Source organism: Candidatus Tumulicola sp., from assembly GCA_036490475.1.
GTDB lineage: Bacteria > Vulcanimicrobiota > Vulcanimicrobiia > Vulcanimicrobiales > Vulcanimicrobiaceae > Tumulicola.
The window spans coordinates 174,406-199,840 of sequence record DASXDT010000005.1 but is presented as its reverse complement, the minus strand read 5'-3'; the positions used below and the strand labels follow the sequence as shown (position 1 = coordinate 199,840).

Sequence of the window (25,435 nt, the reverse complement as noted above, 5' to 3'; positions counted from 1 at the left end):
CATAAATATACAAGAGATGACCAGCCTCGCGCTAGCCCCCATCCCCAATAGTGGCCTCCAGGGGCGTAATTTGCTCAACGTCAGCGACCTGCGGCCGGACCAACTGGCCGACGTCCTGCGCCTGGCCGGGTTTCTCAAAGCTCGGCCCTCGAGCGTTCAGCATAGTCCGCTGCGTGGTCGCACCGTTGCGCTGCTGTTTGAGAAGCCGAGCTTGCGCACGCGCGTTTCGTTCGAAGTCGCGGTGAATCAACTGGGTGGCCAGGCGTTGTTCGCGCACGGCGCGGAGTTCGCGATCGGATCGCGCGAGACACCTGAAGACGCAGCGCGCGTGCTCTCGCGCTACGTCGATGCGATCGTGGTTCGTACCCACGCGCACGAACCGCTCGAACGGTTCGCCCGGTCGAGTACGGTGCCGGTTGTCAACGGTTTGTCGGCGGCATCACATCCGTGTCAGGGTCTGGCCGATGCCTTGACGTTACAGGAGCGTTTCGGCGAGATCGCCGGCTTGCGTGTCGCCTACGTGGGCGATGCGGGAAACAACGTTGCGGTTTCGTTCGCGGAAGCGGTGGTGATGATGGGCGGCGCCGTACACTTCGCTGCGCCGCCGTCGCACCGGCCGCCCGAGCAACTGCTGGCCCACCTTGGGAATCTTGGACGGCGAAGCGGCGGAACGGCACGCACGTTCGCGAACGCGGCGCGGGCCGTGCGCGATGCGGACGCGGTGTACACCGATGTGTGGACGTCCATGGGCGAGGAACGGTACCGGGAGCGGAACGAGGCGTTGCTACGCCCGTACGCGGTCACCGAAGAACTGTTGGCTAACGCAGCGCCGCACGCAATCTTTTTGCACTGCTTGCCGGCGCATCGCGGAGAAGAAGTCGCCGCCGCCGTTATCGACGGCGAACGGAGCGCCGTCTTCGATCAAGCCGAGAATCGAATGCACGCACAAAAAGCGCTACTGGTGGCGCTGTTAACCGATCGCAGGGGGTTTCCGGTATGAAGGACCGTCGGCAGAGAGCGATTCTAACGCTGGTGGCGACCCGCCCAATTCACTCGCAAGACGAACTCGTCGCGCTATTACGCAGTCAGGGTTTCGTCGTCACGCAAGCCACCGTGTCGCGCGACGTCAAGGAATTGGGTTTGGCAAAGGTGCCGATCAAATCCGAACGCGGTGAAGATATCTTCAAATACGTCGTTCCGGCGGCAACGGTCAACTACGTGAGCCGTCTGCACCGCGCGGTTTCGGAATTGGTCATCTCGATACAAGAAAGCGTCAATTTGATCGTATTGCACTCGGCGCCCGGCAGCGGCATGATGATCGCGTCGGCGCTGGACGAAGCCGCGTGGCCGGAAGTGATCGGCACCATCGGCGGAGACGACACGGTGCTCGCGATCGTGCGATCGATCGAAGACGTTCCGCACGTCAAGCAGCGGTTTCTCGATCTGAAGAACGCCGACGCCGCATGAGCCGGATCGTTCTCGCGTACTCCGGCGGTCTGGATACATCGGTGTTGTTGAAGCAACTGCTGCTGGATGGGCACGAGGTCGTCGCGATGACGGTCGATCTCGGCGAAAGCGATGCGTTAGCCGGCGCCCAGGCCACCGCCGCGCTCGAGGGCGTACGGCAGAAGGCGCTGGCGCTCGGTGCGTACGACGCGATCGTGATCGACGTCAAGGAGCGGTTCGTCGAGCAGTTCGCCTTCCCGGCGATGCGCGCCAACGCGATGTATCAAAACATCTATCCGCTCTCGGCGGCGCTTTCGCGTCCGTTGATCGCGCAGTTGCTGGTCGAAACGGCGGCGCACTATTCGGCGACGGCGGTCGCGCACGGCTGCACCGGCAAAGGCAACGACCAAGTGCGCATTGAGGTAAGCGCGCGCGCCGTCGACCCATCGATAACCTGTCTGGCACCGTTGCGCGATCGGCCGTTGTCGCGGCCGGACGCCATCGCGTTCGCGCGCGAGCACGGCATTCCGGTCGCTCACACCGTCGCTAAACCGTACTCGATCGACGCGAACGTGTGGGGCCGCTCGATCGAGGCCGGCGTGCTGGAAGATCCGTGGAACGCGCCACCCGAAGATGCGTATGCGTGGACGGCGGCGCCGGCGGAACGACCATCCGTTCCGGATGACGTAACGATCGAGTTCGAGCGTAACGAACCGAGGTGCGACGGACGAGCGGGCTTTGCGCTCGTCGCGTGGCTGAACGCGATTGCCGGTAAACACGGCGTCGGACGGATCGATCTGGTCGAGGATCGCGTGATCGGCATGAAGTCGCGCGAAATCTACGAGTGTCCGGGCGCGACCGTGCTGCTGACCGTCCATCGAGCGCTGGAGCGTTTGGTATTAACACGCGACGAACTACGCTTTAAAGCCGGCTGCGATCAGCGCTATGCGGAATTGATTTACGACGGTCTGTGGATGCATCCGTTGCGTGTCGCGCTGAACGGATTCAACGCGGCCGGCTCGTCTCGCATGTCGGGACGGGTGCGCGTTCGGTTACATCAGGGAGTCGCGACCGTCACGGGAGTTGCGTCGCCGCACGCGCTCTACGATGCGTCGCTCGCCACGTACGGTGAAGGTGACGCGTTCGATCACTCGGCCGCAACCGGATTCATCGCCTTGCACGGCTTGCCGGTGGCGGCCAGCGCACGGCGCGCGAACGGCGCTTTGGCGCCGACCTGACGGTGGCGCAACTGCAATGGGGCGGACGCTTCACGGCACCTCCGGACGAGTCGCTGCTCGCTTTCGGCTCGTCGTTAGAAGAAGATCTGGTGCTCGCGCCGTTCGACGTAACGTGCTCGATGGCGCACGTGCGCGCGTTGCGCGGCGGCGTGATCTCCGACGAACATGCGGCGCGGCTGATCGGTGCGTTAGAGGTGGTTGCCCGCGAGATTGACTCCGGTGCGTTTGCCGCGCGTGCGCGCGCCGCCGGTGCGGAGGACGTGCATGGAGCGATCGACGCACGAGTTCGTGAGTTGGCCGGCGCGGCGGGTGAACTACTGCATGCCGGAAGGAGCCGTAACGATCAGGTTGCGACGACGCTGCTGCTGTATACGCGCGACCGTGCTTCGAGCGCCGGCGCGACGGCCCGCGCGACCGCCGCTTCGATCGTGCAGCGTGCCCGCGAGGAGCGCGATGCCGGGACGATGCTGGCAGGCTGTACGCATCGACAACCCGCCCAACCGGTGTTGCTTGCATTCGTGTTGATCGCATGGGCGGAACAGTTCGTCCGGGCGGCACGCCGCTTTGCGGCCGTTGGGTCGATCGCGGCGGAAGTGTGTCCGCTGGGCAGCGGTGCATTGGCGGGCTCGACGTTACCCCTGGACCGCGCCGGTGCCGCCGCAGCGCTAGGCTTTACAGCGCCGTCGCGCAACGCGCTGGACGCCGTCGGCAATCGCGACGCTGCCCTCGATCTGGCACACTCGTACGTACGAGCGCTGGTCGATGCGTCGCGTATCTGCGAAGAACTCATCGCGTGGAGCGCGCCGGCCTACGGATTCGTGCGCTTGGCCGATCGGGCGTCGACCGGCTCGAGCTTGATGCCGCAGAAGCGTAACCCCGATCCGTTCGAGCTGGTGCGCGCGCGCGCATCGTCGATGGTTGGAGCGTACGCCGGCGCGCTCGCCACGTTGTGCGGGTTGGCGACATCATATCAGCGCGATCTACAAGAAACCAAAGCGGCGGTTATCTCGATCGTCGAGCGTTCGTCGAGCGCGCTCGATGCGTTCGGTAGAGCGTTCGATGCGGTGACGTTCGATCGCCAGCGGATGTCGTCGACGGCAGGGGACGGATATACCATCGCGACCGACGTGGCCGACGCGCTGATCGCGAACGGCGCGACAGCCCGCGTCGCGCACATGCTGGCCGGCGCGGCCGTCGTGCGTGCCGAGTCGTTGGGGCGCGCGTTGGACGAATCGGACGTTGCAGAGGCCGCCGTGCAGCTCGGCGCAAGCGACATCCATGCGCCGCTAACGCCGGAGGCGTCGATCGCCGCAAAGCAAACCGCGGGTTCGACGGGATGGGCGATGGTCGGCGATCAGATCGCGTCGCTGCAGGATGAGTTAACGCATTTATCGGCGGGCGCGTGACCCGCGTTCACGTGTGGGGCGCGAGTGGATACGCGGCGGCCGAAGTCATTCGTATTCTCAGCCGGCATCCGGCGCTCGAACTCGGCGTGCTCGAGAGCCGCACGCATGCGCGCGAAGCGGCGGGCGACCATTTCTCGGCATTGCGTAACAGTTCGTTGCGCTTCGATGCGCCCGGCAGCGTGCTCGAACAGCTTCGCCCCGGCGACATCGTCGTCACGGCCGGCAATTCGGGCGATGCGCGCGCGCTGGTGCCGGCGTTGCTGGAACGCAACGCGCGGGTCATCGACTTGTCATCGGATTATCGTTTCGACTCCTCGGCCGTCTACGGACTTTCGGAATGGAATCGCGCGCGAATCGCGAGCGCGGCGGTCGTTGCGAACCCGGGGTGTTATCCGACGGCAGCAGCCCTCGCATTGTTGCCGTTGGCGTCGGCGGGACGGCCGCACACCGTGGTGATCGACGCGAAGAGCGGCGTGAGCGGCGCCGGCCGGACGCCGCGCGTGGACACGTTGTTCGCCGAAGTAAGCGGCGACGTTCGACCGTACGGTTTAGACGGCCACCGGCATCAACCGGAAATCGAGCGTACGCTGGCCCTCGCGGGCATCGATGCTTCGGTCGTGTTTACGCCGCACGTTGTGCCGATCGTGCGCGGCATGCTGGTCGATGCGTATGCCATCTTCGACGGCACCGTCGATCGCGAGCTCGTGCGGGACACGTACGTGCGCGCCTACAGCGGCAGCGCGTTCGTAAGGTTCGTTTCGGGCGGGCGCGTACCGAGCGTTCCATCGGTCGTCGGCACGAACGAGGCGGAACTGCACGTCGATGTTTGCGAGAACGTCGTGCGGGCGGTTTGCGCCATCGACAATCTCGGTAAGGGCGCGGCCGGACAAGCCGTGCAAAATCTCAACATTATGCTCGGCTTTTCGGAGGCAACCGGTCTTGACGCTCGCACCGTACTCTGTTGACGAATCCCTGCGGCTGATCGCGCAGCGCGGAGGGCTGGGCGCCGTTCCGGGCGTGTTGCTGGCGGGCGTGCACGCCGGCATCAAGCCGCGCAAGCGCGATCTCGCGCTGATCGCATTCGAGCAGCCGCAAGCGTGCGCGTCGGTGATCACGACCAACGATGAAAAGGCGGCTCCGGTGTTGCTGAGTAGGGCGCATCTCGAGGCGTGCGTACCGATGCGAGCGTTGGCGTGCAACTCGGGCTGCGCGAACGCCTGCACCGGCGACGCGGGCATGGCCGACGCGGCCGTGACGGCCGGTCGCGTCGCGCGCTTACTCGACGTGCGCCCATCGCAAGTGATCGTCGCATCGACCGGGGTGATCGGGGTGCCGCTGCCGATGGAGGTCTTGCTCGAGGGGCTCGATCGGGCCGCGCAGCAGTTGGAGGGCGGCGGCAAGGCCGCCAACGATGCTGCCGAAGCGATCATGACCACCGATCGGGTACCGAAGCTTTCGGCCTACACGTTCTATCACGAGGAGCGCCGGTACGCGATCGGCGGGATCGCCAAAGGCTCCGGGATGATCGCTCCCAATATGGCGACGATGCTCGCGTTTATCGCGAGCGACTTCCCGCTGGATCGGGGCGCACTTCAGGCGGCGTTGTCGGAGAGCGTCGACGAGAGCTTCAACATGATTTCGGTCGACGGCGACATGTCGACCAACGATGCGGTGTATGCGTTCGCGCCGGACGGCGGCAACGCCGCGCCGCACGTCGTGCGTGAAGCGTTACGGCGCGTGTGCCTCGACTTGGCGCAAGCCATGGTCGCGGATGGCGAGGGTGCCACGAAGAAGCTCGAGATGCGCGTGACGGGCGCCATCGACGGCGCGCAGGCACGCTCGATCGCGCGCGCGGTTGTCAACAGCAATCTCGTGAAGACGGCGCTGTACGGTGAAGATCCAAACTGGGGACGAATTATCTCGTCGGCCGGATCTGCGCGGGCCGGATTGGTTCCGGGCAGTTGGTCGCTGTCGCTGAACGGGCGCGCGTGGGTGACGGCCGGCGCGGCCGAAGCGCTGTCGGAAGAGCACGCCCGGCGCGAGCTGGAACTCGCCAACATTTATATCGAACTGCAGCTCGGCCTCGGCTCTGCGAGCGCGACGGCATGGGGTTGCGATCTCTCGCGCGACTACGTGCGGATTAATGCGAGCTACCGCACGTGACGGCCGCCACCCAGCCGGCGGCGTTGCTGCTGACTTACAATCGCGCGCCGGTGACGTTCGTTGCGGGCGAAGGCTGTGAGTTGATCGACGATACCGGACGCCGGTATCTCGATCTCTTGGCGGGTATCGCGGTGTGCGCGCTGGGTCACGCGCATCCGGCGATCGCGGACGCGGTTTCGGAGCAAGCGCGGCGGCTGGTGCATGCCAGCAACCTGTACCACCACGAGCCGGCCGGCACGCTAGCACGCGAGTTGGTGCGGCGATCGGGCCTATCGGGCGCGTTCTTTTGCAACTCGGGGACCGAGGCCAACGAAGCGGCCATCAAACTCGCGCGCAAGCGCGCCTTCCGCAACGGCGAACCGAAGCGGCGCACCATCCTAGCCTGTACGGGATCCTTCCACGGACGCACGATGGGCGCGCTGGCGGCAACCGCCAACGCGGCGTACCGCGAAGGGTTCGACCCGTTGCCGGGTGGTTTTGCGTTTACGCCGTTTAACGACGTCGACGCGCTAGATAGCGCGATCGACGCTTCGGTCGCAGCATTCATCGTCGAGCCGGTGCAAGGCGAGAGCGGCGTGCACGTCGCGAACCGTACATTCTTAGAACGCGCACGCCACCTGTGTGACGAACGCGGCGCGTTATTGATATTCGACGAAGTGCAATGCGGCATGGGACGGATCGGACCGACGTTTGCGTTTCAACATTTCGGCGTCGTGCCCGACGTCGTGACGATGGCAAAAGCTCTGGCCAATGGGCTCCCAATCGGCGCGGTTTTGGCGAGCGGTCGTGCGGCCGCGGGATTCGCTCCGGGCGACCACGGTTCGACGTTCGGCGGCTCGCCGATTCCGTGCGCAGCGGCGTTGGCCCATCTGCGCGTACGCGACGAACTCGCGCTCGAGAACGCCGTTACCCAGCGGTCGCATCAGCTGCGCGCCGGACTCGAAGCTATCGCGCTGCGTAACGCTCGCTTGCTGGGCGAAGTTCGCGGAGTTGGTTTACTGCTTGGAGTCGACGTCCGAGGACCGTTTGTAGCGAGCGATGTCGTGACGCGAGCGCGCGAACTTGGATTGCTGATCGGCACCGCCGGCGGCAACACGATCCGCGTCGCACCGCCGCTAATCGTATCGAGCGCAAACGTCGAGCGTGGATTATCAATACTCGAAGACGCCGTCGCTTCACTGACGTAGGTTGCTTAATTCGTAGAAGGGAGGTGCCGCAACAGCGAGCGACTAAGCGCAACGAGACTTTGCCCGGAGGAACGTTCACTCGTATGTTGCGTTTGCGACCATTCGTTATTGCCGGCACGATCGCCGCGCTGAGCGCCTGCTCTCAGCCGGGCAGCGGAGAGTCTTCGTTCGCACCTTCCGGTCCCCAGTCGATGAATGCGACGAGCGGCCAGTATATCAAACACGTCGTTATCATCGTTCAAGAGAACCGGACGTTCGACAATTTATTCGCAACGTACCCGGGAGCCGATGGCGCGACGTCGGGATACTACTTGAAGCCGGTTGGTAAGAAATACGTCAAGACGCCGATCAACCTCGTGATGCGCGATTTAGCGGGCGAGGAAGATTTGAATCATAATTCGGTGGCGTACAATCTCGCGTGCGACGGTAACGACAAATATCCGAAAACCTCGTGCGATATGGACGGCTTTAACTTCATCGGCGTTGACGGTAACAACCCATCCCACAATTACGCCTACATGTACGTCAACCCGGCTGACATTCAACCGTACTGGACGATGGCCAAGCAATATGGCCTGAGCGATCATCTGTTCACGACGCAAGGCAGCGGCAGTTTCACCGCCCATCTCGATCTGGTCGCCGGTGGGAGCCAGATTAAGAGCTCGTCGACGCTGATCGACTATCCGTCCAATTTTACGGATTGGGGTTGCGGGGCTCCGGCCGGCACGTACACGTCGCTCCTAACGACGGCCGGTAAATACGAGCCGAAGAAGGGTCCGTTTCCATGCCTGACGTTCCCGACGAAAACTATGCGCGATTTGCTCGATACGGCCGGTATCTCGTGGAAGTACTATACGCCCACGTACGCGCCGGGTAGCGCCGGAGCGCTATGGAACGCGTTTGCCGCAATCAAAAACGTGTATAGCGACCCGAACGAGTGGGGCTCCAACGTTTCGTGGCCGGAGACGAATATCTTTAACGACATCACGAATAACACGTTGCCGGCGGTTTCGTGGATCGTTCCCGAGACGTACGCTTCGGATCACCCCTGGGGTAAGGGCAAGGCAGACACCGGCCCGTCGTGGGTTGCATCGGTCGTGAACGCGATCGGTCAAAGCAACGATTGGAACTCGACTGCCGTGATCGTCACGTGGGACGATTTCGGCGGGTTCTTCGATCACGAGCCGCCGCCGCTGTTCGACAATATGGGCGGTCTCGGTTTCCGCGTTCCGATGCTGGTCATCTCGCCGTACGTTCCGAAGGGCGAGGTCACGCACACGCAATACGAGTTCGGCAGCATCCTCAAATTCGTGGAGCAGAACTTCGGCTTACCGTCAATGAATACCACCGATGCGCGTTCGACATCGATGGTCGACATGTTCAACTTCACGCAAAAGCCGCGCAAATTTACGACGATCCAGTCGGACCTCAAGAAAGACTACTTTATCGAGCATAGCCATCACATAGACAACCAGCCGATGGACGACGAGTAACTTCGCAGCGCTACGGTACGATCGTGAATTGTGCGTTGCCGAGGCCGTCTTTGAGCGTGACCTGGGCCTTATAACTCTTCCCGCCGGCGACGATGCTGCAGTAGAAGATTGCCGGTGGTGTCGCCACGAGCGCAGTCCGGTCGCAACGAACCGACGCATCGGGAGTCCGGCCGTTAGCACGCAGGCTAGAATCGATCGATTCGCGCGCGGTCCTCTCGAGCTTATCCCAATCGAGGATCGCGTCGAGTGGGATGCTGGAGACTCCGCGAACCGGATCGATATGTACGTCGAGCCTTATCGAGGATCCGTGAAACCGGTACCTGCAGATCGCGTGCTTTGAGCCGCTGAGGTCGACCGTTGGCGGGCATTGCACGCTGATGCTCCCGGCTTGATGCCGGGCTGCTAAGGCCGCTTCATTGGCCTGTTGCTGCCACAGCGCGAGCGTGGGACCATCGACGATCGTTCGTTTGCCGGCAGCGTGCGCGTCGATTGCGGACCTCATCCACGCGGGAGCGAGCGATCCGGCCGGTTTTTGCATGTAGATTACGCCGTTCGCGTAGACGGTCAGGCTGAGCGGCTTGCGGCCAAAGGAACCGTCGGCGTAACACGATACGGTAGCGCCGACGTCAAGATTGCGAAAGCGTGGACCAGGACAACGCACATCGCTCGCTGTTACATCGCATTGTTCGAGCAACTCCGTCTTTTCGAGGCTCGCGACCCCTAGAAAATCGAAAAATGATGACTGCACCAAGGCCAGATGCGAGGCGTCATTCGAGATAACGCCGACGGAGACCGGAACGCCGTCGACGGTTATGGTGCAGTATACTTTTTGCGCTGCGCGCCGGTCGAGCCCACGCGGGCATCGAGCATCGCCGATCGTCAAGTGCTGGTCGTACGAGCGCAATGGCGGTACGAACTGTTGATCGACGAAGTGCTCGAGAATGTGCGGCGCAACAGTTTCGCTCGCCGATGTCGGCGCGGCGGTTGCAAGCACGCCTACGAGCGTTACGAGGGCTGCGATGGCGTGCATTGCACCGGGTGTGTACTCAACCATTCGTCGGCGAGCGTAAAGGCGTTGCGCATGAGGTCTGGGGGCATCCGCGCGCCTTCGGCGTACACGCCGGCCCCGAACATTCGTGACTTGCGATATTGCGGTTGCGCGCTGCACAGCGGTGGTGCGGAATGCTCGTAATCGAAGAGGCCGTAGTCGCCGACGGCTTGCCACGTCGCGAGGATACTCGACAGGCGCCAAAGATGGCCGGCATAGATGCGCAGCGCGCTCGGTACCGTCACGGCATGTGCGAAGTCAAGGGGCAGGCGATGTTCGCCGCTCGCGTCTCGCACGATGACGGCAACCGTTACGATGGTGTTCACGGCAGCGGCGTTGACGCGCGCATTTGCGAGTTGAAATGCAGGGTCGGGTTTCGTGGTTAAGGGGATAGATTCCGATGGCCGGAGCAGCGCTGGAACCGACCGCAGAATCGGGCCGTTTGCGCCGGCTCGCACGAGCGGCAATCCGATGAACGCCGTCGGCCCGAGCAAAAAGCCGCCGCCTTTTGAGGCTTCGGCGGTGGCGTCAGTAGCGACTTTCGTTAGTTGCGCGGGCGCGTCGTTGGGAGCCATCGATTTGGTGAACGTGAGGATGTGTTTATCCGGAGCGTCCGTGTGTGTGACGCTCCATCCGTCAGCTTTCGCGGAAGTGAGGCCGAACGCGGCCGGAGCGCCGAGATCCGGCGCGTGCGAGTACGCCTCGTCGTCGAACGTTTCTTGATAGGTGATCGTTTCGCGATTCGGTGACGTCGCGTCGATCGTTTGGGTGACATCCAGGTTGCAGCCGCTCGTGACGAGCGCTACTAAGATGCAGAAAAAGCGCGAGGCGGAAGGGCCCACACGGGTCGCTACGCCGCTTGACTGGCTCTTTCCGCCCTGGGGCGCAAGGCGGGTGATGGCAGGCCGAGCAGAAGAAGGGCGACATGGAAAAAGTTACGGGAATTGGCGGCCTGTTTTTTCGCGCGCGCGATCCGGAATCGTTGACGAAATGGTACGAGCAACATCTTGGGATCTCACCCGCGCCGACGAATGAGGGCGAAACGGTTTGGGAGCAAGAGGCGGGCCAGACGGTGTTCAGTCCATTTCCCGACTCGAGCGATTATTTTGGCGACGCGAGCAAAGTGTGGATGATCAACTTTCGCGTGCGCGACATGGAAAAGATGGTCGAACAGTTGCGCGCCTCGGGAATTCCCGTGGACTTCGATGGACAGGTTCATTCCATCGGGGCATTCGCACGGCTCCACGATCCCGAAGGAAATCCGATCGAGCTCTGGCAGCCGCCGAAGGCGTAGGGGTTACGTCGGCTATTCCCGATCCTCGATGTCGGGACCGGAGGTCGTATCGCTACTGGGATTAAACGGCGGCGCTTGAATCGGCACGAACTGGCGCGGCGGTTTCTTGAAGTTAAAAGCATCGGCGAGGTCGTCGGATCGCTTGTCGGTCGTGTCGAGCGAACCGAGATCGAATGCGGTTTCTGCAAACCGGAGGATGCTTCCGAACTCGTGCCGTCGATGCGAAACGAAGCCGGCCTTGGCATACGGCGAAACGATAACTAATGGGACGCGAAATCCTAGTTCGAAATGGTTGTACATTTTCGGCGGGACGTGATCGTACCAGCCTCCCCAGTCATCCCACGTAATGAAGACCGCCGTCGAGTTCCAATATTGACTTTCCCCGACCGCATTCACGACTGCCGCGACCCATGACGGCCCTTTCGCGCTTCGACTACCCGGATGGTCCGAGTACGCGTCGGACGCGGGCATGACCCACGACACTGCTGGTAACTGTCCCGCCGAGATGTCGGCCAATATCGTTTGCGACGGAGAAACGACATTCGCATAATCTGGACCGTAGCGGACGTGCTGGATTGCATCGAATGCGTGCCAAAGCCCGGTACCGTATAGATGCTGATAGTAGCGCCAGGTTAGATGCGCAGAATCCAATAGATCGGACAACGCCGGGCGATCGAAGCATGGAAAGACGCCCGCTCCGGAGTCTCCGTTGCCCCGGCTTAACGTCGCGACTAGCGAGTAATCGGGGGCGTCACAACCGGCCGGAGCCGTTTTCGTCGGTTGGCGTTCGTCGTACGGATTATCCGCAGCGCTGTACGTCGTCGCCGGTAGAGCCGATGACGTTCCGCTGACCAAATATTGGTGCGCCGGAAAACTGCCGGCTTGCTGCGTCTGAAACATGTTATCTGCGAACGTATATTGGCTCGCCATATCGAGGTACGGTTGCACCTCGGAAGCCGGGGCGTAGCTGAACGGTCGGAGATGAAACTTCTCCGGAAGGTTTCGATCGAAACCGTCCATCTTTCCATCGTCGTAATCGGTCAGGAATGATGCGCGGTTATGACCGAGGTCGAACGACGCAGCCAATGAGACCGGTTTTAGCGTAACGGTTTCACCTTCCGAATCCAATCCGGTCTTCGAAATGTTGGCGCCCGGCAGACCCTGGAAAAGATTGTCCGGCGTTCGATTCTCTTGGACAATGATGATGACGTGTTGAATCGGCGAGACTGCGTGGCCTAGGCCGTGCGCGACCTCTTCGGCCGCATTCGACGCGCCGCCCACAAAAGAACCGCCGCTGCAAGCACTCAGCGTCCAAAGGACTGCGGCAAGCAGCGGCGTTCGCTTCATAACCCTCGCAATGTTGTTTAGCGCGAGCTAGGAGCCTTTCAAGAGGAGCGAGCTATCGAGAGGCCATTTTACGAGCAGCCGCTCGTGGATCCGCACGAGTCACATTTCTCGCACGCCCCGTTGCGTACCATCGTGAGCTGTCCGCATTCGGAGCAGGCGTTACCGGTGTAGCCTTTGGCCTTCGACGCGTTGACGGCTTCGGTGCGCGACAGCGTTACGGTGGCCGTCGCGACGGAAGCCTGCACGCCGCCTGTAGCCGTCAGGGAAACAACGGTTGAGACGGCGTGCGCGCCTGCCATTCCGGCATCCGACGGGGTAGATTGTCCTGGCCGGAAGTGCGAGCTGACGGGATGCAGCTTCTCGTCGACTCCTACCGGCCGGACGTTCGTACCGCCGTCCTCCTCAGACAGATACTCGTCGTGGGGTTCGGGACCCATCGCATCGACGTGCATCGAAGGTTGTACGTGCGCGAGATCGTAGCGGCCGAGATAACTCACGGCCAACTCGCGGAAGATGTAGTCGAGTAACGAGGTCGCCATCTTGATGTGGTCGTGACCCGTCACCGGACCGTTGGGCTCGAAACGCGTGAAGGTAAAGGCTTCGACGAACTCCTCGAGCGGAACGCCGTGCTGTAAGCCCAGCGAAATCGCAATCGCGAAGTTGTTCATCAACGATCGGAAGGCGGCGCCTTCCTTATGCATGTCGATGAAGATCTCGCCGAGCTGTCCGCCTTCGTACTCGCCGGTCCGCAGGTAGACTTTGTGTCCGCCGATGATCGCCTTCTGCGTGTAGCCGCTGCGGCGCTCCGGCATGCGCCGGCGCTTGGCGATGTAACGATACACGATCTTCTCGGCGATTTGCATCGGCGTGGCGAAATCGGTGTTGGCAACAGCCGGCGACGCTTCGTCGTCGTTTCCGCCGAGGTCGTAGCTACCAGCTAGCGGTTGCGATAGCTTCGATCCGTCGCGGTAGAGTGCCACCGCTTTGATCATTCGCTCCCACGAATAGCGATAGGCTTCCTTGACGTCGGCGATCGTCGCACTCTGCGGAAGGTTTATCGTTTTTGAAATTGCGCCGCTGACGAAGGGTTGAGCCGCTGCCATCATGTCGACGTGTGCCAGCGGTCGGATGTACCGCTCACCGTAGCGTCCACACGGTGTCGCACAGTCGAACACCGCGAGATGCTCGTCCTTGAGGTACGGCGCGCCTTCGACGGTCATGCGGCCGCAAATATGCGCCGATGATTCTTCGATCTGCTGGTTCGTGAAGCCCAATCCGTCACGAAGAAGGGAGAAGCTCCAGTCATTCAGCTTGTCGGCCGGAATACCGAGGTTTTGTGTGCAGAACTCTTCTCCGAGAACGAACTTGTTAAAAACAAACGGCAACTCGAACGCACCGAGTAACGACGCTTCAATCTTGGCGAGCGCGGCATCGTCGAAGCCTTTGGCTTTCAGGGTCGCACGATTAATGTGCGGCGCGCCTTCGAGCGTTCCGGTTCCCTTGGCATACGTCTCGATCGCGTCGATGTGTTCGTCGGAGTATCCCAGCTTGCGCAGCGCAGCCTCGACCGACTGGTTGACGATCTTGAAGTAACCACCACCGGCGAGTTTCTTGAACTTCACGAGCGCGAAGTCGGGCTCGATACCGGTAGTATCGCAATCCATAACCAGGCCGATCGTGTTGTGCGAGATGAAGCCGTTGGCAACGTACGTCACGTTAGCCGGTACGGACAAATCGTAGGTGAGTTGCTCGCCGCCGTCTTCGTTTGCGGAAACGCTGTCGTAATAGAACTCGAGCGACGACGCCAGGCGAGATTGCCAGTTGGCGTCGAGTGCCCTTTGAACGAGCTGCCGAGAAAGCGCGCCGGGATTGCGCGAATGAGCGTTGTGGAGATCGGTTTTGGCGATCGCGCCTGCAGAAACGAGCTCGCGGCATGCGATCTCGCCCACGTACACATTGTCGTGACGGCGGGCTTGCCAACCGTCGCGTGCGCCCACTGCATTCGCTTTACGCGCACCGATGAAACCGACCGCTTCGACAAACCGGCGGCCGTATGAGAGGTTGAGTAGCCGCGAGCAGTACAGGTTCGATTGCCCCCAGCCCGAGATATCGATTTTAGTCGTCGTGGGAAGGCCGAGCATGAGCATCAGCGTCTTGACTTCTTCCGAGAAATCAGCCGATGCCGACGACCAAGTGGGAACTTCGTTCGTGACGGTTCCGTCGGCTTCGTACAGCCCACGAAGGAACGCACCGTAGATCGCCGGGTCGTTCGTCGCTAACAGCGCATCCGGGATGCGCGGAATGTAGCCCTTTCCACGATGGCCCACCGACGGGGGCAGCTTTCTAAAGCCGCACGCTTCCCACCAGAGGACGAGCGGTACCGAGTTAATCGCGACTTCGACGTAGCCGGTCTTCTGCGTGCGAGTTGCGTCGAGGTTGAAGAGTGTCCTAGCGAGGTCGCACAGGCGGTTCGCAACGTCTTCGTCGGGTTGTGCAACGCAGAAACGTAGACCCTTGCTATGGAACGAACCGTCGCCCATGAAGTATCCAACGAGTTCGGCCAGATCGGGCGTCATCATTCGCGGGACGACGGTCGTGTAGTCGCCTGTCCAGTACGCTTCGCCAAGTGCGGGCAGCGTAACGGAACGGAGTTGTCCCACGAACTTACCCATCGACAGCGCTACGCGATCGTGCGGAGCGACGTCAGCCATGCGCTTCCAGACCAGGTCCCCCGATTCGGGATCGACGACTTTGATGCGGTGCGTCGGCGTACCCTGAATCACATAACCGCTCTTCGTCGTGATCCGACGCGTCGGTTCGATGCCATTGATGAAGAACTTGGTCGCGTGTTGCTCGCCGTCGTCGGTGAGCACGCGGAAGTCGACATCCTGCCATTGGTTGCCGTCCGGGTTGCCCAAACGGTTTAAGCGCGCGAGTCCACGGTCGGTCGCAACCAGCGTATTGCCCGTTAAACATCCAGTCGGCGCGATCACAACGGTTTGTGCATTTCGGTAGCCTGCAACTTCACCGATTGACAACGCATCGTCCCACATACGCCGAGCGAGCGCCCACGTTTCTTGCGTGAACAACGTCGGCGCGTGCGTTACCGGTTTGGCACCAAGCGCTTCGTATTCGGCATTGGGCGCGTTGTACGCAGCGCGGCGATGATTGCGGATAACCCGAAGCATCGAGTCGCGATTCGCTTCGAACCGAGCGAACGGCCCAAGCTGCTGCGCCATCTCAGCCGATGCGCGATATGCGGCGCCCGTCATAAGCGCGGAAATAGCAGCGCACCAACCGTAGCCTTCCTCGGAATCATACGGCAGACCCATACGCATTAATAAGGTGCCCATATTTGCGTAGCCGAGGCCAAGCGTGCGATAGCCGTGATTCTTTTCAGCAATCTGCTGCGACGGCATCTGCCCCATCGTCACGGAGATCTCAAGAGTGGTCGTCCAAATACGTGATGCTGCTGCGAAGCGTTTAGCATCAAAGTTTCCATCATCGTTGAGAAATTTAACGAGATTTAGGCTACTCAGGTTGCAAGCTGTATCATCTATAAATACATACTCGGAGCAATTATGGACTTTTAATCCATTCGCGACAAAGTGATTTGTATCCTGCTCTGTAAGATCGAAAACATCGCGATCACCAATGAGTTCGAGCGACGTAAACTCATCGGAGAATGCGTCGGCGTAGCACGCCACTGTCGCGTTAAGTTCGCGAAGTGCCTGAACCTTCGGCGATCCGATGTCGAATCCAATTTCTTGCTCGAACCGAAGACGAGAGGACCGCGAAATTCGCAACGAGTGCATCTGGGCAACATTATATGTGGCCACGCCGCCCATTCCGTCGGGGCATTGGCTGGTTAGCTCCACGCGACGATTTTGGTACAGCTTCGCCTTGATGCCAAAGGACAGAAGAAGATGCTGCGTCTGTTTGAGAAGGTCGAGCGAACACGAATCGAGCGATACGTACTGCGACTTCGAACCGTAGTTTGCGACCGTTCCATCGGCGGTAAATAGACCTCGAAGAATGTGCGCGGTGCTAACGCGATCGAGCTCGAAGATCGCTTCGGTAAAGCGTTTCTCGGCGCTTCCTTGATCAAGCACCACATATCGAGAGAAGGTCTCGATAACGGAGCGATTCCCAACAGAGATACGAGCGCAAGACGCACTCGGCGGGTGTGTGACGGACGTGACACGTCTACCTCGCCCATCTAGTGCGGTCGACTTTGAATCGTTGATTCCATCGGCAATCGATTCTAAAACGGGCGCTTCGTGGTGAGCCATGGTCAGGATGAGTCCGGGGCGAGGACCGTTCGTTACGCAGCCGTCTCCAACTGCGACACCGATACCGAGCGCAATCCGCTCATCGAGCGTACGCGAACCAAAGCCGGAGCCGCCTAGTCCGATGCGATCGCCGGCGCGAAGTTCGCTTGCCGGAACGTCGCCGCGATTTTCGGTCCAGATGCGGTGATCCGCAGTCACATTCAGCTCGTAGCCGGCTTTCGTGCGAAGGCGATATGCCGGCTTGGTGCCCGTCTTGAAAATGCGCGAAACAAAGTGCGGCTGGCCGTCGCCGCCCATGACGAACGCAGCTTTACCAACCATGTCAGCGATGCGTTTCGGGCCGTCGGCAGTCGCAACGAGCGTCTCGCCCGTGACGCACGGGTTCGTTGCATTAATGCGGTCGTCGTTGGCGCATGTGTGCCAGTCTTGAATTGTGTCGTCAAATTGCAGACCGGGATCGGCGCACTGCCAGGCAGCGAGCGCGATCTGCTCCCACAGGTCGCTGGCTTTGAGGCGCTTGATCGTGTCACCGGTCGTGCGCGCAGTGAGATTCCAATCTTCATCCGCGTCGAGTTTGCGGAAGAACTCGTTCGTCAACCGCACCGAATTGTTCGAATTTTGGCCGGAAACCGTGATGTATGCCTCGGAATCCCAGGCCGTGTCGTATTGCTCGATTTCGACGCGTGTATAACCCTGTTTCGCATAGTCGAGCGCGTTCTGCGTCGCGCCGCTCGGGACGCCTAATGCGATCGCTTCGCGGATCGTGCGGCGCAGATTCGAATTGAGCGCGGGATCCATTCGCGCATGTTCGGGAACGCGCGTGTCGTGGGCGGCCGAAACGATTGCGTTGATCTGCTGTTCGAAAATGCGCGATCCGAGAACGAGATCGGCAACCTTGCGCTCCTCGCGAACTTTCCAATTGACGAAGTCTTCGATGTCGGGGTGATCGGCGTCGAGCACGACCATCTTGGCCGCGCGGCGCGTGGTACCGCCCGATTTGATCGCACCGGCCGCGCGGTCGAAAATCTTCAAAAACGACATCAAGCCGGAGCTAGTGCCGCCGCCGGTCAGTTTTTCGCCGGAGCCGCGAAGTCGGGAAAAGTTGGCGCCCGATCCGGAGCCGCCCTTAAAAATGCGTGCTTCGCGAAGAACGCCATCGAAGATGCCGCCTTCGTTAACGAGGTCGTCCTCGATCGACAAAATGTAACACGCCGATACTTGCGGGTGCTCGTAGGTGCTTGTGGAGCGTTTCGTGTTGCCGCTGGCCGGGTCGACGTAAAAATGACCCTGCGACGGGCCGGCGATCCCGTACGCCCAGTGCAAGCCCGTGTTAAACCACTGCGGAGAGTTCGGAGCGCCCACCTGGCGCGCCAACATGGCGCGCATCTCGTCGAAATAGACTTTCGCGTCGGTCTCGGAGTCGAAATAGCCGTTCTTCCAGCCCCAGTAGGTCCAGCAACCGGCTAGTCGCTCGAACACCTGCCGAGCATCACGTTCGGGGCCGAACTGATCGTTGCGCGAGACTTCGCTTAAAGCGGCCTCATCGGGGATGGAACGCCACAGCCACTCGGGCACGCCCTCCTCGGCCACCCGGGAGGTGGCACTCGGCACGCCGGCCTTCCGAAAGTACTTCTGGGCCAGCACATCGACGGCGACCTGGCTCCAAACGGAGGGGACCATGACGTCCTTGGCTTCGAAAATCACCGAGCCATCGGGATTGACGATCCGCGAGGTCCGGGGACTGAAATCGACGCCGGCATATGCGTTGTCGACGGAGGAATACGTGCGCTCAAACTTCATGGTCGGTCGCTCCTTGGAGTATCTATTGTGCCACGTTTGGCCGGGAACCACAAGATATTGGGGTAAAGTCAATATTCCTTGTGGGGAGAGCTGCGAACAACCTCGACGGCCGGCGGATAAGCTGCGGATAGTCGTCTCCGAGCAGAGCAACATGTGGACAGACCCGAGGATACCGGGGATAACCGGTGCAAGGGGGACCTAGATGATCGGACCCGACCGCTTCGCTCCGCGCCTGCACGACGTCGCGCATGAGGATCTCGAAGCCGCCGGCATTCGGGGGCTCATCGTGGACCTCGACAACACCCTGCTGGGCTATCGAGAGACGGAATTGGCCCAGGAGCACATCGCCTGGGTCGAGCGGGCGCACGACCGCGGCTTCCAGATCATCATGCTGTCGAACAACTTCAGCGAGCGGGTCACCAGTATCGCCGCCCAGCTGAACGTCCGGTGCATCCCCAATGCCCTCAAGCCGTTGCCGTTCGGCTTCATGCGGGCGATGCGAGGGCTGAATCTGCATCGTAGTCAGATCGCCGTCGTGGGCGACCAGTTGTTCACCGATGTCCTCGGGGCCAAGTTTTGCGGTCTGTACACCATTTTGACCGAGCCGATCGAAGCGAAAGATCTGCCGCTGACGTCGTTCTTCCGATTTTTCGAACGGATTATGTTGCGCAACATGCGACCGTGAAACTCGCACTAATCGGCGATCCGGTCGCCCATAGCGCAAGCCCGCTGTTGCAGGGCGAGTTTCTCGAGCGAGCCGAAATCGAAGGCAGCTATTCGGCGTTGCGGGTTCAAAAAGGCGAGGGTGCGGCTGCGATCCGCCGCCTGGCGGCTGAGGGTTACGTAGGCTGCAACGTTACGTTCCCTCTTAAAGAAGAAGCGCTGTCGGCATGCGACCAGCTTACTGAGGAAGCCCGGCGCGCCCGCGCAGTTAACACGATCGCGTTTGGGCGGCGAATCGTTGGCACGAACACCGATGGAATTGGAGCGCGAGTCGCCTTCGAGGCCGCGGTCGATCAGCCGCTGGCGCTGAAACGCGTCGGTATATTGGGATACGGCGCGACCGCGCGCGCGATCTTAGTCGAACTACACGATAACGATGTCTACACGTTTGTTTGGGGTCGCGACCCACAGCGGGTAGCGGCGGTGTGCGCCGACTACGAAGCTGCGCCGTGGCCGCGCGATGAGTCGCCCGAGTTCGTGATTAGCACGCTTCCGCCGGAGGCGCAAATTCCCGACCGGCTAGCCGAACAGCTACGTTCGTCGGATTCGATTCTCGATGTAAACTACGGCGAGCGTGCCACGATGGGTGCGCGCCTCAACCGCGAAGTGTTCGACGGCAGAGCGATGTTGCGCGCGCAAGCGCACGCGAGTTTCGATTTCTGGCTAACGTCGATGCGAGGAGCTGTCGAATAGGCGCCCGCGCATCTTGGAGTTGAACATGTATCAAGGGCTCGTCTTCATCCACGTCTTGTGCGCCGTCATTGCGGTCGGCGCGAACTGCACGTATCCCGTTTGGCTGGCGCGCGGAAAAATGCAGCGCGATCAGTTATTGTTCGTGTTGCGCGGCATAAAACTGATCGACGGACGGGTAGCAAATCCCGCATATGGTCTGCTGCTGATCACCGGCATCGCGCAGGTGCTGATCTCCGGTCGAACGTTTCATCAAACGTGGCTGGAATGGGCGATTCTGCTGTGGGTCGTGTTGGCCGCGCTCGCCTACGGAATGTATTCACCGGGCCTACGTAAGCAAATCAAAATGCTCGAGACCGGCACCCCGGACGATCCGGCATACGTCGCACTGGATAAGCGGCAAAATATCGTTGGGGGAGTGTTGTTCCTGATCGCGCTCGTCATCCTGGCGCTGATGGTCTTCCGGCCCGGCGGCGCATAGGGCTTCGGAGAGGGGGAGATTCGAACTCCCGATACCTTGCGGTATGCTCGCTTTCCAAGCGAGTGCATTCGACCACTCTGCCACCTCTCCGCGACCGGCGGGCCGTTTTCGAGGGGCCGTCCGCGCTTCCTCGCGGGTCCCGGATAGGAAGGCCAGGGGACGGGCCTACGGCGCCGTTTGCTAGAAAAGGAGCGACGTGAGCAAAGATACTTCTTCCAAAACCGATAAGCCGTTTTTGACCGACGTTCAGGAGCTGCGCCGTCGCGCGCGCGAAAACATCGACAAGGGCGCGATTACCGAAGGTTACGCGCTCGATGTCGACACGGTCTGCGAAATCCTCAACCAAGCCCTCGCAACCGAAATCATCTGCGTCCTACGGTATAAACGTCATTATTTCATGGCCACCGGTTTGAATAAGGATGCGGTTGCGGCCGAATTCCTCGAGCATGCCAACGACGAGCAGGGGCATGCCGACAGTATTGCCGAGCGCATTACGCAGCTCGGTGGTTCGCCGAACCTCAATCCCGAGGGAATGGCGTCGCGTAGCCACTCGGAGTACAAAGAAGGCTCGTCGCTGCGGGACATGATCAAAGAAGATTTGATCGCAGAACGCATCGCGATCGAGTCGTACACCGAGATCATCCGCTATCTCGGCGACAAGGACGTTACGTCGCGTCGCTTGATGGAACAAATCTTGGCGGTGGAAGAAGAGCACGCCAACGACATGCACGACCTGCTGGAAAAAGTTAGCTAACCGATCGAACTGACGTTGGTCCGCCACGGGGCCACCGAATGGAACGCCTCCGGGCGTTACCAAGGGCAGAGCGACGTGGAACTCTCCGAGCTCGGCCGCCGGCAAGCGCGCGCAATCGCCGATCGCCTGCGGTCCGATCTTTTCGATCGCATCTATGCGAGCGATTTACAACGCGCGCGCGAGACCGCCGAAACAATCGCATTACCTCGCAGGTTGCAAGTTACCACGGACGCTCGTCTTCGCGAGTTTCACTTCGGCGATTGGGAAGGCCTAACGTGGCCGGAAATCACGGCGTTGCATCCCGACCTGAACTCAAGATCCGATATCGTTGCGGCCTACGCTCCGCCCGGCGGCGAAACACTCGCCGATGTGATCGCGCGCTGGAGCTCTTTTCAACGAGATGTGTTGAGCGAGCGCTCCGGCCGCGTGCTCGTCGTAACACACGCGGGAATGCTGCACGCTGCGATGCGCGCGATGGCACCTCACGGTTCCGAAGCGGTAACCGCCGGGCGTTTTCGATTTGCGCCGACTTCTCTAACGCGCGTCGTGTTCGATGCGGACGGCTCGGGCCGGGTGACATCTCTGAGCAACGCAAGCCATCTCGATTCGGATTCTTCGCATTGGCACGAGGCGAGCCGACAAGCGACGCGACTGTAGCCTTTCTGGATATCGAGCAAACGAGGGGCTGCGCCCCAGGTGCGGTGCGCAGCCGTAGGAGAATGGCTTTACCGGACTACTTCGCGCGGCTCAATGCTTTGAAGAAGGGAGCGGCTAGATGCGAACGTTCGGAAAAATCGGAAACAGTATTCTTATGATTTGCGCTTTATTTCTAATCGGCGGTTGCTCGGGAACGACTTCAGCCTCCGTTCCGCCGGGGGCCACCGGGCCGGCGGTACGACAACCAGACTCGAGTGACGCCGGGGCCTCGTCGCTGCTCGCGGTTGCGGGACAAAAAAGCGGATCCATAGTGGTTTACGACGGTGCCTATAAGCCGGTCGAAACCATTACCGGCTACGCCACTGGAGCCATCTACGACGACCGGTACGATCGCCACGGAAACCTGTATGTCACCGATATGGACAATGCGGTCGTCAATGAATACGCCAAAGGGCAAACGGCCCCGACGTTTGAGTACACCACGCTTGTTAGCGGCCCGGTCGGCGTTACCACCGACTCGCATGATGATGTGTACGTCGCTAATTACCTTAAGGGGATAACGGAGTATCGGCAACAGCAAAACATTCCGATTCACGCGTGCACGATTCCAGGCTACGCGGTCGGAGTGTCTGTCGCCAATGCCGATCACGTCTTCGTCTCATTCAATGGTTTTTCGAGCGGACGAGGCGGAATCGTTGAGTTCGAACATGGCTTGAACAGTTGCAAGGAAGAAGTGCTCAAGGCGACCCTCAAGGGGCCGTACACCGGTAAACTGCAGGTGGACCTACAAGAGAACCTTGTCGTCGCGGATCAAGAATCGAGCACCGTCGATATTATAGCCCCGCCATACTCGTCGATTACGAGAACGATCCCCGGCTGTCGCGGTCCGTTTGGCGTCGCATTGAATAAAAAGAATACGTTGCTGTACGTCGCATGCGCGCGCGAAGTTCGCGTTGACAATTATCCAAAGGGCACGTTCGTAAAGGCCCTGCGCGGAAACGGAGTAAACGAACCGGTCGGAGTCGCAGCCTATCCCTAGGCCCGCAACTCCTCAATCCAGCCCGCCATAATTTCTGCGGTGTCGACCAAACGAGGTCCGGGCCGGCTCGCGTAGGCGTTTCCGTCCATGGCGAGGACGCGACCTTCGCGAACGGCCCGCAATCCGCGCCACGTTGCATTTCCATTCAGTAGCGCGATCGCTTCGCGCGTTTGTTCTATACCGAAACCGCACGGGGCTACGACGATCGCGTCTGGGTCGCTCGCGGCGATCTCGTCCCATTGCAAACGGCGCGAGTTGCGCAATGGATCGGCTAGCACCGGGTCACCGCCGGCAAGCTCGACGAGTTCGGGGATCCAATGTCCCGCGCTCATCGGTGGATCGGTCCACTCTAAGAACAATACGCGCTCGACCAAGTGACTCTTCATCACTTGATTGGATTCGCGCAGCCCTTCGATGCGCCGACGTAGCGACGCAAGGAGCGTTTGCGCGCCGTCCGCGTGATTGGTGAGTTCTCCGAGCGTCACGATCGTGCCCAACACTTGTTCGAGCGACGACGGCTCCAACGAAACCACGCGCGGATCGTTGCCGAGACGGCGCACCGCCGTCGCGACCTGCTCGTAGGACACCGAGCAGACGTCGCACAATTCTTGGGTGACGATCAAGTCGGGCTCGAGCCGCGCTAGCGCGACGTCATCTAGCGAGTACAGACTCGATCCAGAGTGCAGTCCGGCGCGCACGTGCCGATCGATCTCTGCCGGTGACGAGGACGCCGGAATCGCCGATGCCGTTAGCCGCGGCAAAACGAGCGCTTCAGGCGGGAAATCGCATTCGTGCGTAACGCCGACCACCTCGGGCCCGGCACCGATTCCAAAGAGAATCTCGGTGACGCTGGGCAATAGGCTTACGATACGCACGATCGATCTTTGCGGTCTTACTCTCCCTGAGCGAGCGAGTAGCCGCGCTCGCCGTCGAAGGTATACAGTCCCTCGGTTTTGACGACGTCGAATCCCGCGCCGCCAATCGCGGCGATTAAGTCCGCGACCTGTTTGGATCCGAACGAACCGCCGTGGGGCGCTTCGAAACGGCAGCTCCAATGGTCGCTCCAGAACGTGTCGGGATTTCCATTCGGCCATACTTTGGTGCCGCGATTACTGATGACCGACAGCTTCGTCCCATCGACTCTGAGCTTTTCGAGCGCGGCCGCGAGCTCGTCGGGATTACCGTCCGGACGATCGATGAAGACGTCGACGCCGACGTGGCGCTTTTCAGCACGTTTGCCGGCCGGACGAGCGGAAATATCCATCGTCGCGTCTTTGGCATACACGGCGGGGTGCAGATGCTGCGGACGTTGACCCATGCGTTCGATGATGGCGTCGGCAAACTCGCGCGTTCCGACTTTCTTCTTCGAGACGCCGTCGGCATGGATATCGTAGGTGTGGATGCCGTCTTCAATAGTTCGTAGCCAGGCATTGTGCGCGCGTTCGGCCGCTTCGCTTTGACCGATGTGCACGAGCATCAAGAGCGCCCCGTGGAACAAGCCCGACGGATTCGCCATATTCTGTCCGGCGCGGCGCGGTGCCGATCCGTGAATCGCTTCGAACATCGAGCAGTGATCGCCGATGTTGGCCGAACCGGCGAGTCCAACCGATCCGGTGATCTGCGCTGCGACGTCGGACAGCACGTCGCCATACAGATTCGGCATGACGATGACGTCGAAGACTTCGGGGGTATCGGCCATCTTCGCAGCGCCGATATCGACGATCCAGTGCTCGTTCTCAAGGTCCGGGTACTCGCGCGCGATGTCGTCGAAGGTCCGGTGGAACAATCCGTCCGTGATCTTCATGATGTTGTCTTTGGTGAAGCACGTAACTTTTTTGCGCTTGTTGGCGCGCGCATATTCGAACGCGTAGCGAATGATTCGCTCGCAGCCCGGGCGCGAAATCAATTTAAGACATTGCGTGACCTGCTCGGTCTGGCGGTGCTCGATGCCGCCATAGACGTCTTCCTCGTTCTCGCGAACGATCACGAGGTCCATATTCGGATGCTTGGTCGAAACGTACGGATGCAACGACGCGCACGGCCGTACGTTGGCATACATGCCGAGCGTTTTGCGAACGGTGACGTTAAGGCTTTTGAACCCGCCGCCTTGCGGCGTCGTGATCGGCGCCTTCAAGAATACTTTTGTGCGGCGCAACGAATCCCACGACGACGGCTCGATGCCGTTACTCAACCCTTTGTTATAGACGCTTTCACCGATCTCGATGCGTTCGAGATCGAGTTGCGCACCGGCCGCGTCGATGATTCGCAGCGTCGCGTCCATGATTTCCGGTCCGATGCCGTCGCCGTATGCGACGGTTACCGGCACTTTCTTTGTAGTCGCCGTGGGAGTCGTCAAAGTCGTCATGCTCGACGCTTC

The 25,435-nt window shown here is 60.8% G+C and carries 21 protein-coding genes and 1 tRNA gene; 15 read left to right on the top strand and 7 right to left on the bottom strand.

The features are described from left to right. Nucleotides 1–16: 16 nt before the first annotated feature. From argF to VGF98_04595, 8 genes are all read left to right on the top strand, one after another. The gene (gene argF, locus VGF98_04630; GenBank protein HEY1680899.1) at nucleotides 17–1,000 is read left to right on the top strand and encodes an ornithine carbamoyltransferase; all 984 of its coding nucleotides are present in this window, start codon (nucleotides 17–19) and stop codon (nucleotides 998–1,000) included. After that, nucleotides 997–1,467 carry a hypothetical protein gene (locus VGF98_04625; GenBank protein ID HEY1680898.1) on the top strand — a complete coding sequence of 157 codons (471 nt, stop codon included), beginning with the start codon at nucleotides 997–999 and terminating at the stop codon, nucleotides 1,465–1,467. The genes argF and VGF98_04625 overlap by 4 nt, the downstream gene beginning before the upstream one ends. Then, a complete protein-coding gene (locus tag VGF98_04620) occupies nucleotides 1,464–2,684 on the top strand; it encodes an argininosuccinate synthase (protein HEY1680897.1) in 1,221 nt (406 codons plus the stop codon). Before VGF98_04625 ends, VGF98_04620 begins: the two co-directional genes overlap by 4 nt. Nucleotides 2,685–2,686: 2 nt before the next feature. Beyond that, complete coding sequence (gene argH / locus VGF98_04615) at nucleotides 2,687–4,090, top strand: argininosuccinate lyase (GenBank protein HEY1680896.1); 1,404 nt, start codon at nucleotides 2,687–2,689, stop codon at nucleotides 4,088–4,090. Then, entirely contained in the window at nucleotides 4,087–5,055 is a 969-nt protein-coding gene (argC, locus tag VGF98_04610; protein ID HEY1680895.1) for an N-acetyl-gamma-glutamyl-phosphate reductase, read from the top strand. The genes argH and argC overlap by 4 nt, the downstream gene beginning before the upstream one ends. Continuing rightward, nucleotides 5,030–6,253: a bifunctional glutamate N-acetyltransferase/amino-acid acetyltransferase ArgJ gene (gene argJ, locus VGF98_04605; GenBank protein HEY1680894.1), complete on the top strand. Its 1,224-nt coding sequence runs from the start codon at nucleotides 5,030–5,032 to the stop codon at nucleotides 6,251–6,253. The genes argC and argJ overlap by 26 nt, the downstream gene beginning before the upstream one ends. Next, on the top strand, nucleotides 6,250–7,440 hold the full coding sequence (locus tag VGF98_04600; GenBank protein ID HEY1680893.1) for an acetylornithine/succinylornithine family transaminase: 1,191 nt from the start codon (nucleotides 6,250–6,252) through the stop codon (nucleotides 7,438–7,440). Before argJ ends, VGF98_04600 begins: the two co-directional genes overlap by 4 nt. 83 nt (nucleotides 7,441–7,523) lie before the next feature. Further along, a complete protein-coding gene (locus VGF98_04595; protein ID HEY1680892.1) occupies nucleotides 7,524–8,933 on the top strand; it encodes an alkaline phosphatase family protein in 1,410 nt (469 codons plus the stop codon). Between the two features lie 10 nt (nucleotides 8,934–8,943). On the opposite strand, the gene VGF98_04590 is transcribed toward VGF98_04595, so the two are convergent. Further along, entirely contained in the window at nucleotides 8,944–9,963 is a 1,020-nt protein-coding gene (locus tag VGF98_04590) for a hypothetical protein (GenBank protein HEY1680891.1), read from the bottom strand. Next, the gene (locus VGF98_04585; GenBank protein HEY1680890.1) at nucleotides 9,939–10,823 is read right to left on the bottom strand and encodes a hypothetical protein; all 885 of its coding nucleotides are present in this window, start codon (nucleotides 10,821–10,823) and stop codon (nucleotides 9,939–9,941) included. Before VGF98_04585 ends, VGF98_04590 begins: the two co-directional genes overlap by 25 nt. Before the next feature lie 83 nt (nucleotides 10,824–10,906). Here VGF98_04585 and VGF98_04580 point away from each other — a divergent pair, with 83 nt between their 5' ends. Next, the gene (locus VGF98_04580; protein ID HEY1680889.1) at nucleotides 10,907–11,275 is read left to right on the top strand and encodes a VOC family protein; all 369 of its coding nucleotides are present in this window, start codon (nucleotides 10,907–10,909) and stop codon (nucleotides 11,273–11,275) included. Between the two features lie 12 nt (nucleotides 11,276–11,287). Here VGF98_04580 and VGF98_04575 read toward each other — a convergent pair whose 3' ends face one another. Next, a complete protein-coding gene (locus VGF98_04575) occupies nucleotides 11,288–12,622 on the bottom strand; it encodes an alkaline phosphatase family protein (GenBank protein ID HEY1680888.1) in 1,335 nt (444 codons plus the stop codon). Nucleotides 12,623–12,690: 68 nt separating this feature from the next. Continuing rightward, complete coding sequence (locus tag VGF98_04570; GenBank protein ID HEY1680887.1) at nucleotides 12,691–18,714, bottom strand: LAGLIDADG family homing endonuclease; 6,024 nt, start codon at nucleotides 18,712–18,714, stop codon at nucleotides 12,691–12,693. Nucleotides 18,715–18,916: 202 nt separating this feature from the next. On the opposite strand from VGF98_04570, the gene VGF98_04565 reads away from it, so the two are divergent. Genes VGF98_04565 through VGF98_04555 form a run of 3 tightly spaced genes read left to right on the top strand, consistent with a single transcriptional unit; the run spans nucleotide 18,917 to nucleotide 20,608 of the window. After that, nucleotides 18,917–19,399 carry a YqeG family HAD IIIA-type phosphatase gene (locus VGF98_04565; protein HEY1680886.1) on the top strand — a complete coding sequence of 161 codons (483 nt, stop codon included), beginning with the start codon at nucleotides 18,917–18,919 and terminating at the stop codon, nucleotides 19,397–19,399. After that, entirely contained in the window at nucleotides 19,396–20,130 is a 735-nt protein-coding gene (locus tag VGF98_04560; protein ID HEY1680885.1) for a hypothetical protein, read from the top strand. Before VGF98_04565 ends, VGF98_04560 begins: the two co-directional genes overlap by 4 nt. Nucleotides 20,131–20,155: 25 nt before the next feature. Continuing rightward, nucleotides 20,156–20,608, top strand: a complete 453-nt coding sequence (locus tag VGF98_04555; GenBank protein HEY1680884.1) for a DUF2269 family protein — start codon at nucleotides 20,156–20,158, stop codon at nucleotides 20,606–20,608. Between the two features lie 5 nt (nucleotides 20,609–20,613). On the opposite strand, the gene VGF98_04550 is transcribed toward VGF98_04555, so the two are convergent. Next, a tRNA-Ser gene (locus tag VGF98_04550) sits at nucleotides 20,614–20,698 on the bottom strand. A 106-nt stretch (nucleotides 20,699–20,804) separates the two neighbouring features. Between VGF98_04550 and VGF98_04545 the strand changes: the two genes are divergently transcribed. The 3 genes from VGF98_04545 to VGF98_04535 all read left to right on the top strand — a co-directional run bounded on the left by VGF98_04545 (nucleotide 20,805) and on the right by VGF98_04535 (nucleotide 23,058). Beyond that, on the top strand, nucleotides 20,805–21,362 hold the full coding sequence (locus VGF98_04545) for a ferritin-like domain-containing protein (GenBank protein HEY1680883.1): 558 nt from the start codon (nucleotides 20,805–20,807) through the stop codon (nucleotides 21,360–21,362). 15 nt (nucleotides 21,363–21,377) lie between these two features. Further along, nucleotides 21,378–22,019: a histidine phosphatase family protein gene (locus VGF98_04540; protein HEY1680882.1), complete on the top strand. Its 642-nt coding sequence runs from the start codon at nucleotides 21,378–21,380 to the stop codon at nucleotides 22,017–22,019. Between the two features lie 310 nt (nucleotides 22,020–22,329). Beyond that, entirely contained in the window at nucleotides 22,330–23,058 is a 729-nt protein-coding gene (locus VGF98_04535) for a hypothetical protein (protein HEY1680881.1), read from the top strand. On the opposite strand, the gene VGF98_04530 is transcribed toward VGF98_04535, so the two are convergent. Together VGF98_04530 and VGF98_04525 are read right to left on the bottom strand one after the other, a co-directional pair. Then, entirely contained in the window at nucleotides 23,055–23,933 is an 879-nt protein-coding gene (locus tag VGF98_04530; protein HEY1680880.1) for a cobalamin-binding protein, read from the bottom strand. The genes VGF98_04535 and VGF98_04530 overlap by 4 nt on opposite strands. Nucleotides 23,934–23,950: 17 nt before the next feature. Then, nucleotides 23,951–25,423 carry an NADP-dependent isocitrate dehydrogenase gene (locus VGF98_04525; protein ID HEY1680879.1) on the bottom strand — a complete coding sequence of 491 codons (1,473 nt, stop codon included), beginning with the start codon at nucleotides 25,421–25,423 and terminating at the stop codon, nucleotides 23,951–23,953. Nucleotides 25,424–25,435: the final 12 nt, after the last annotated feature.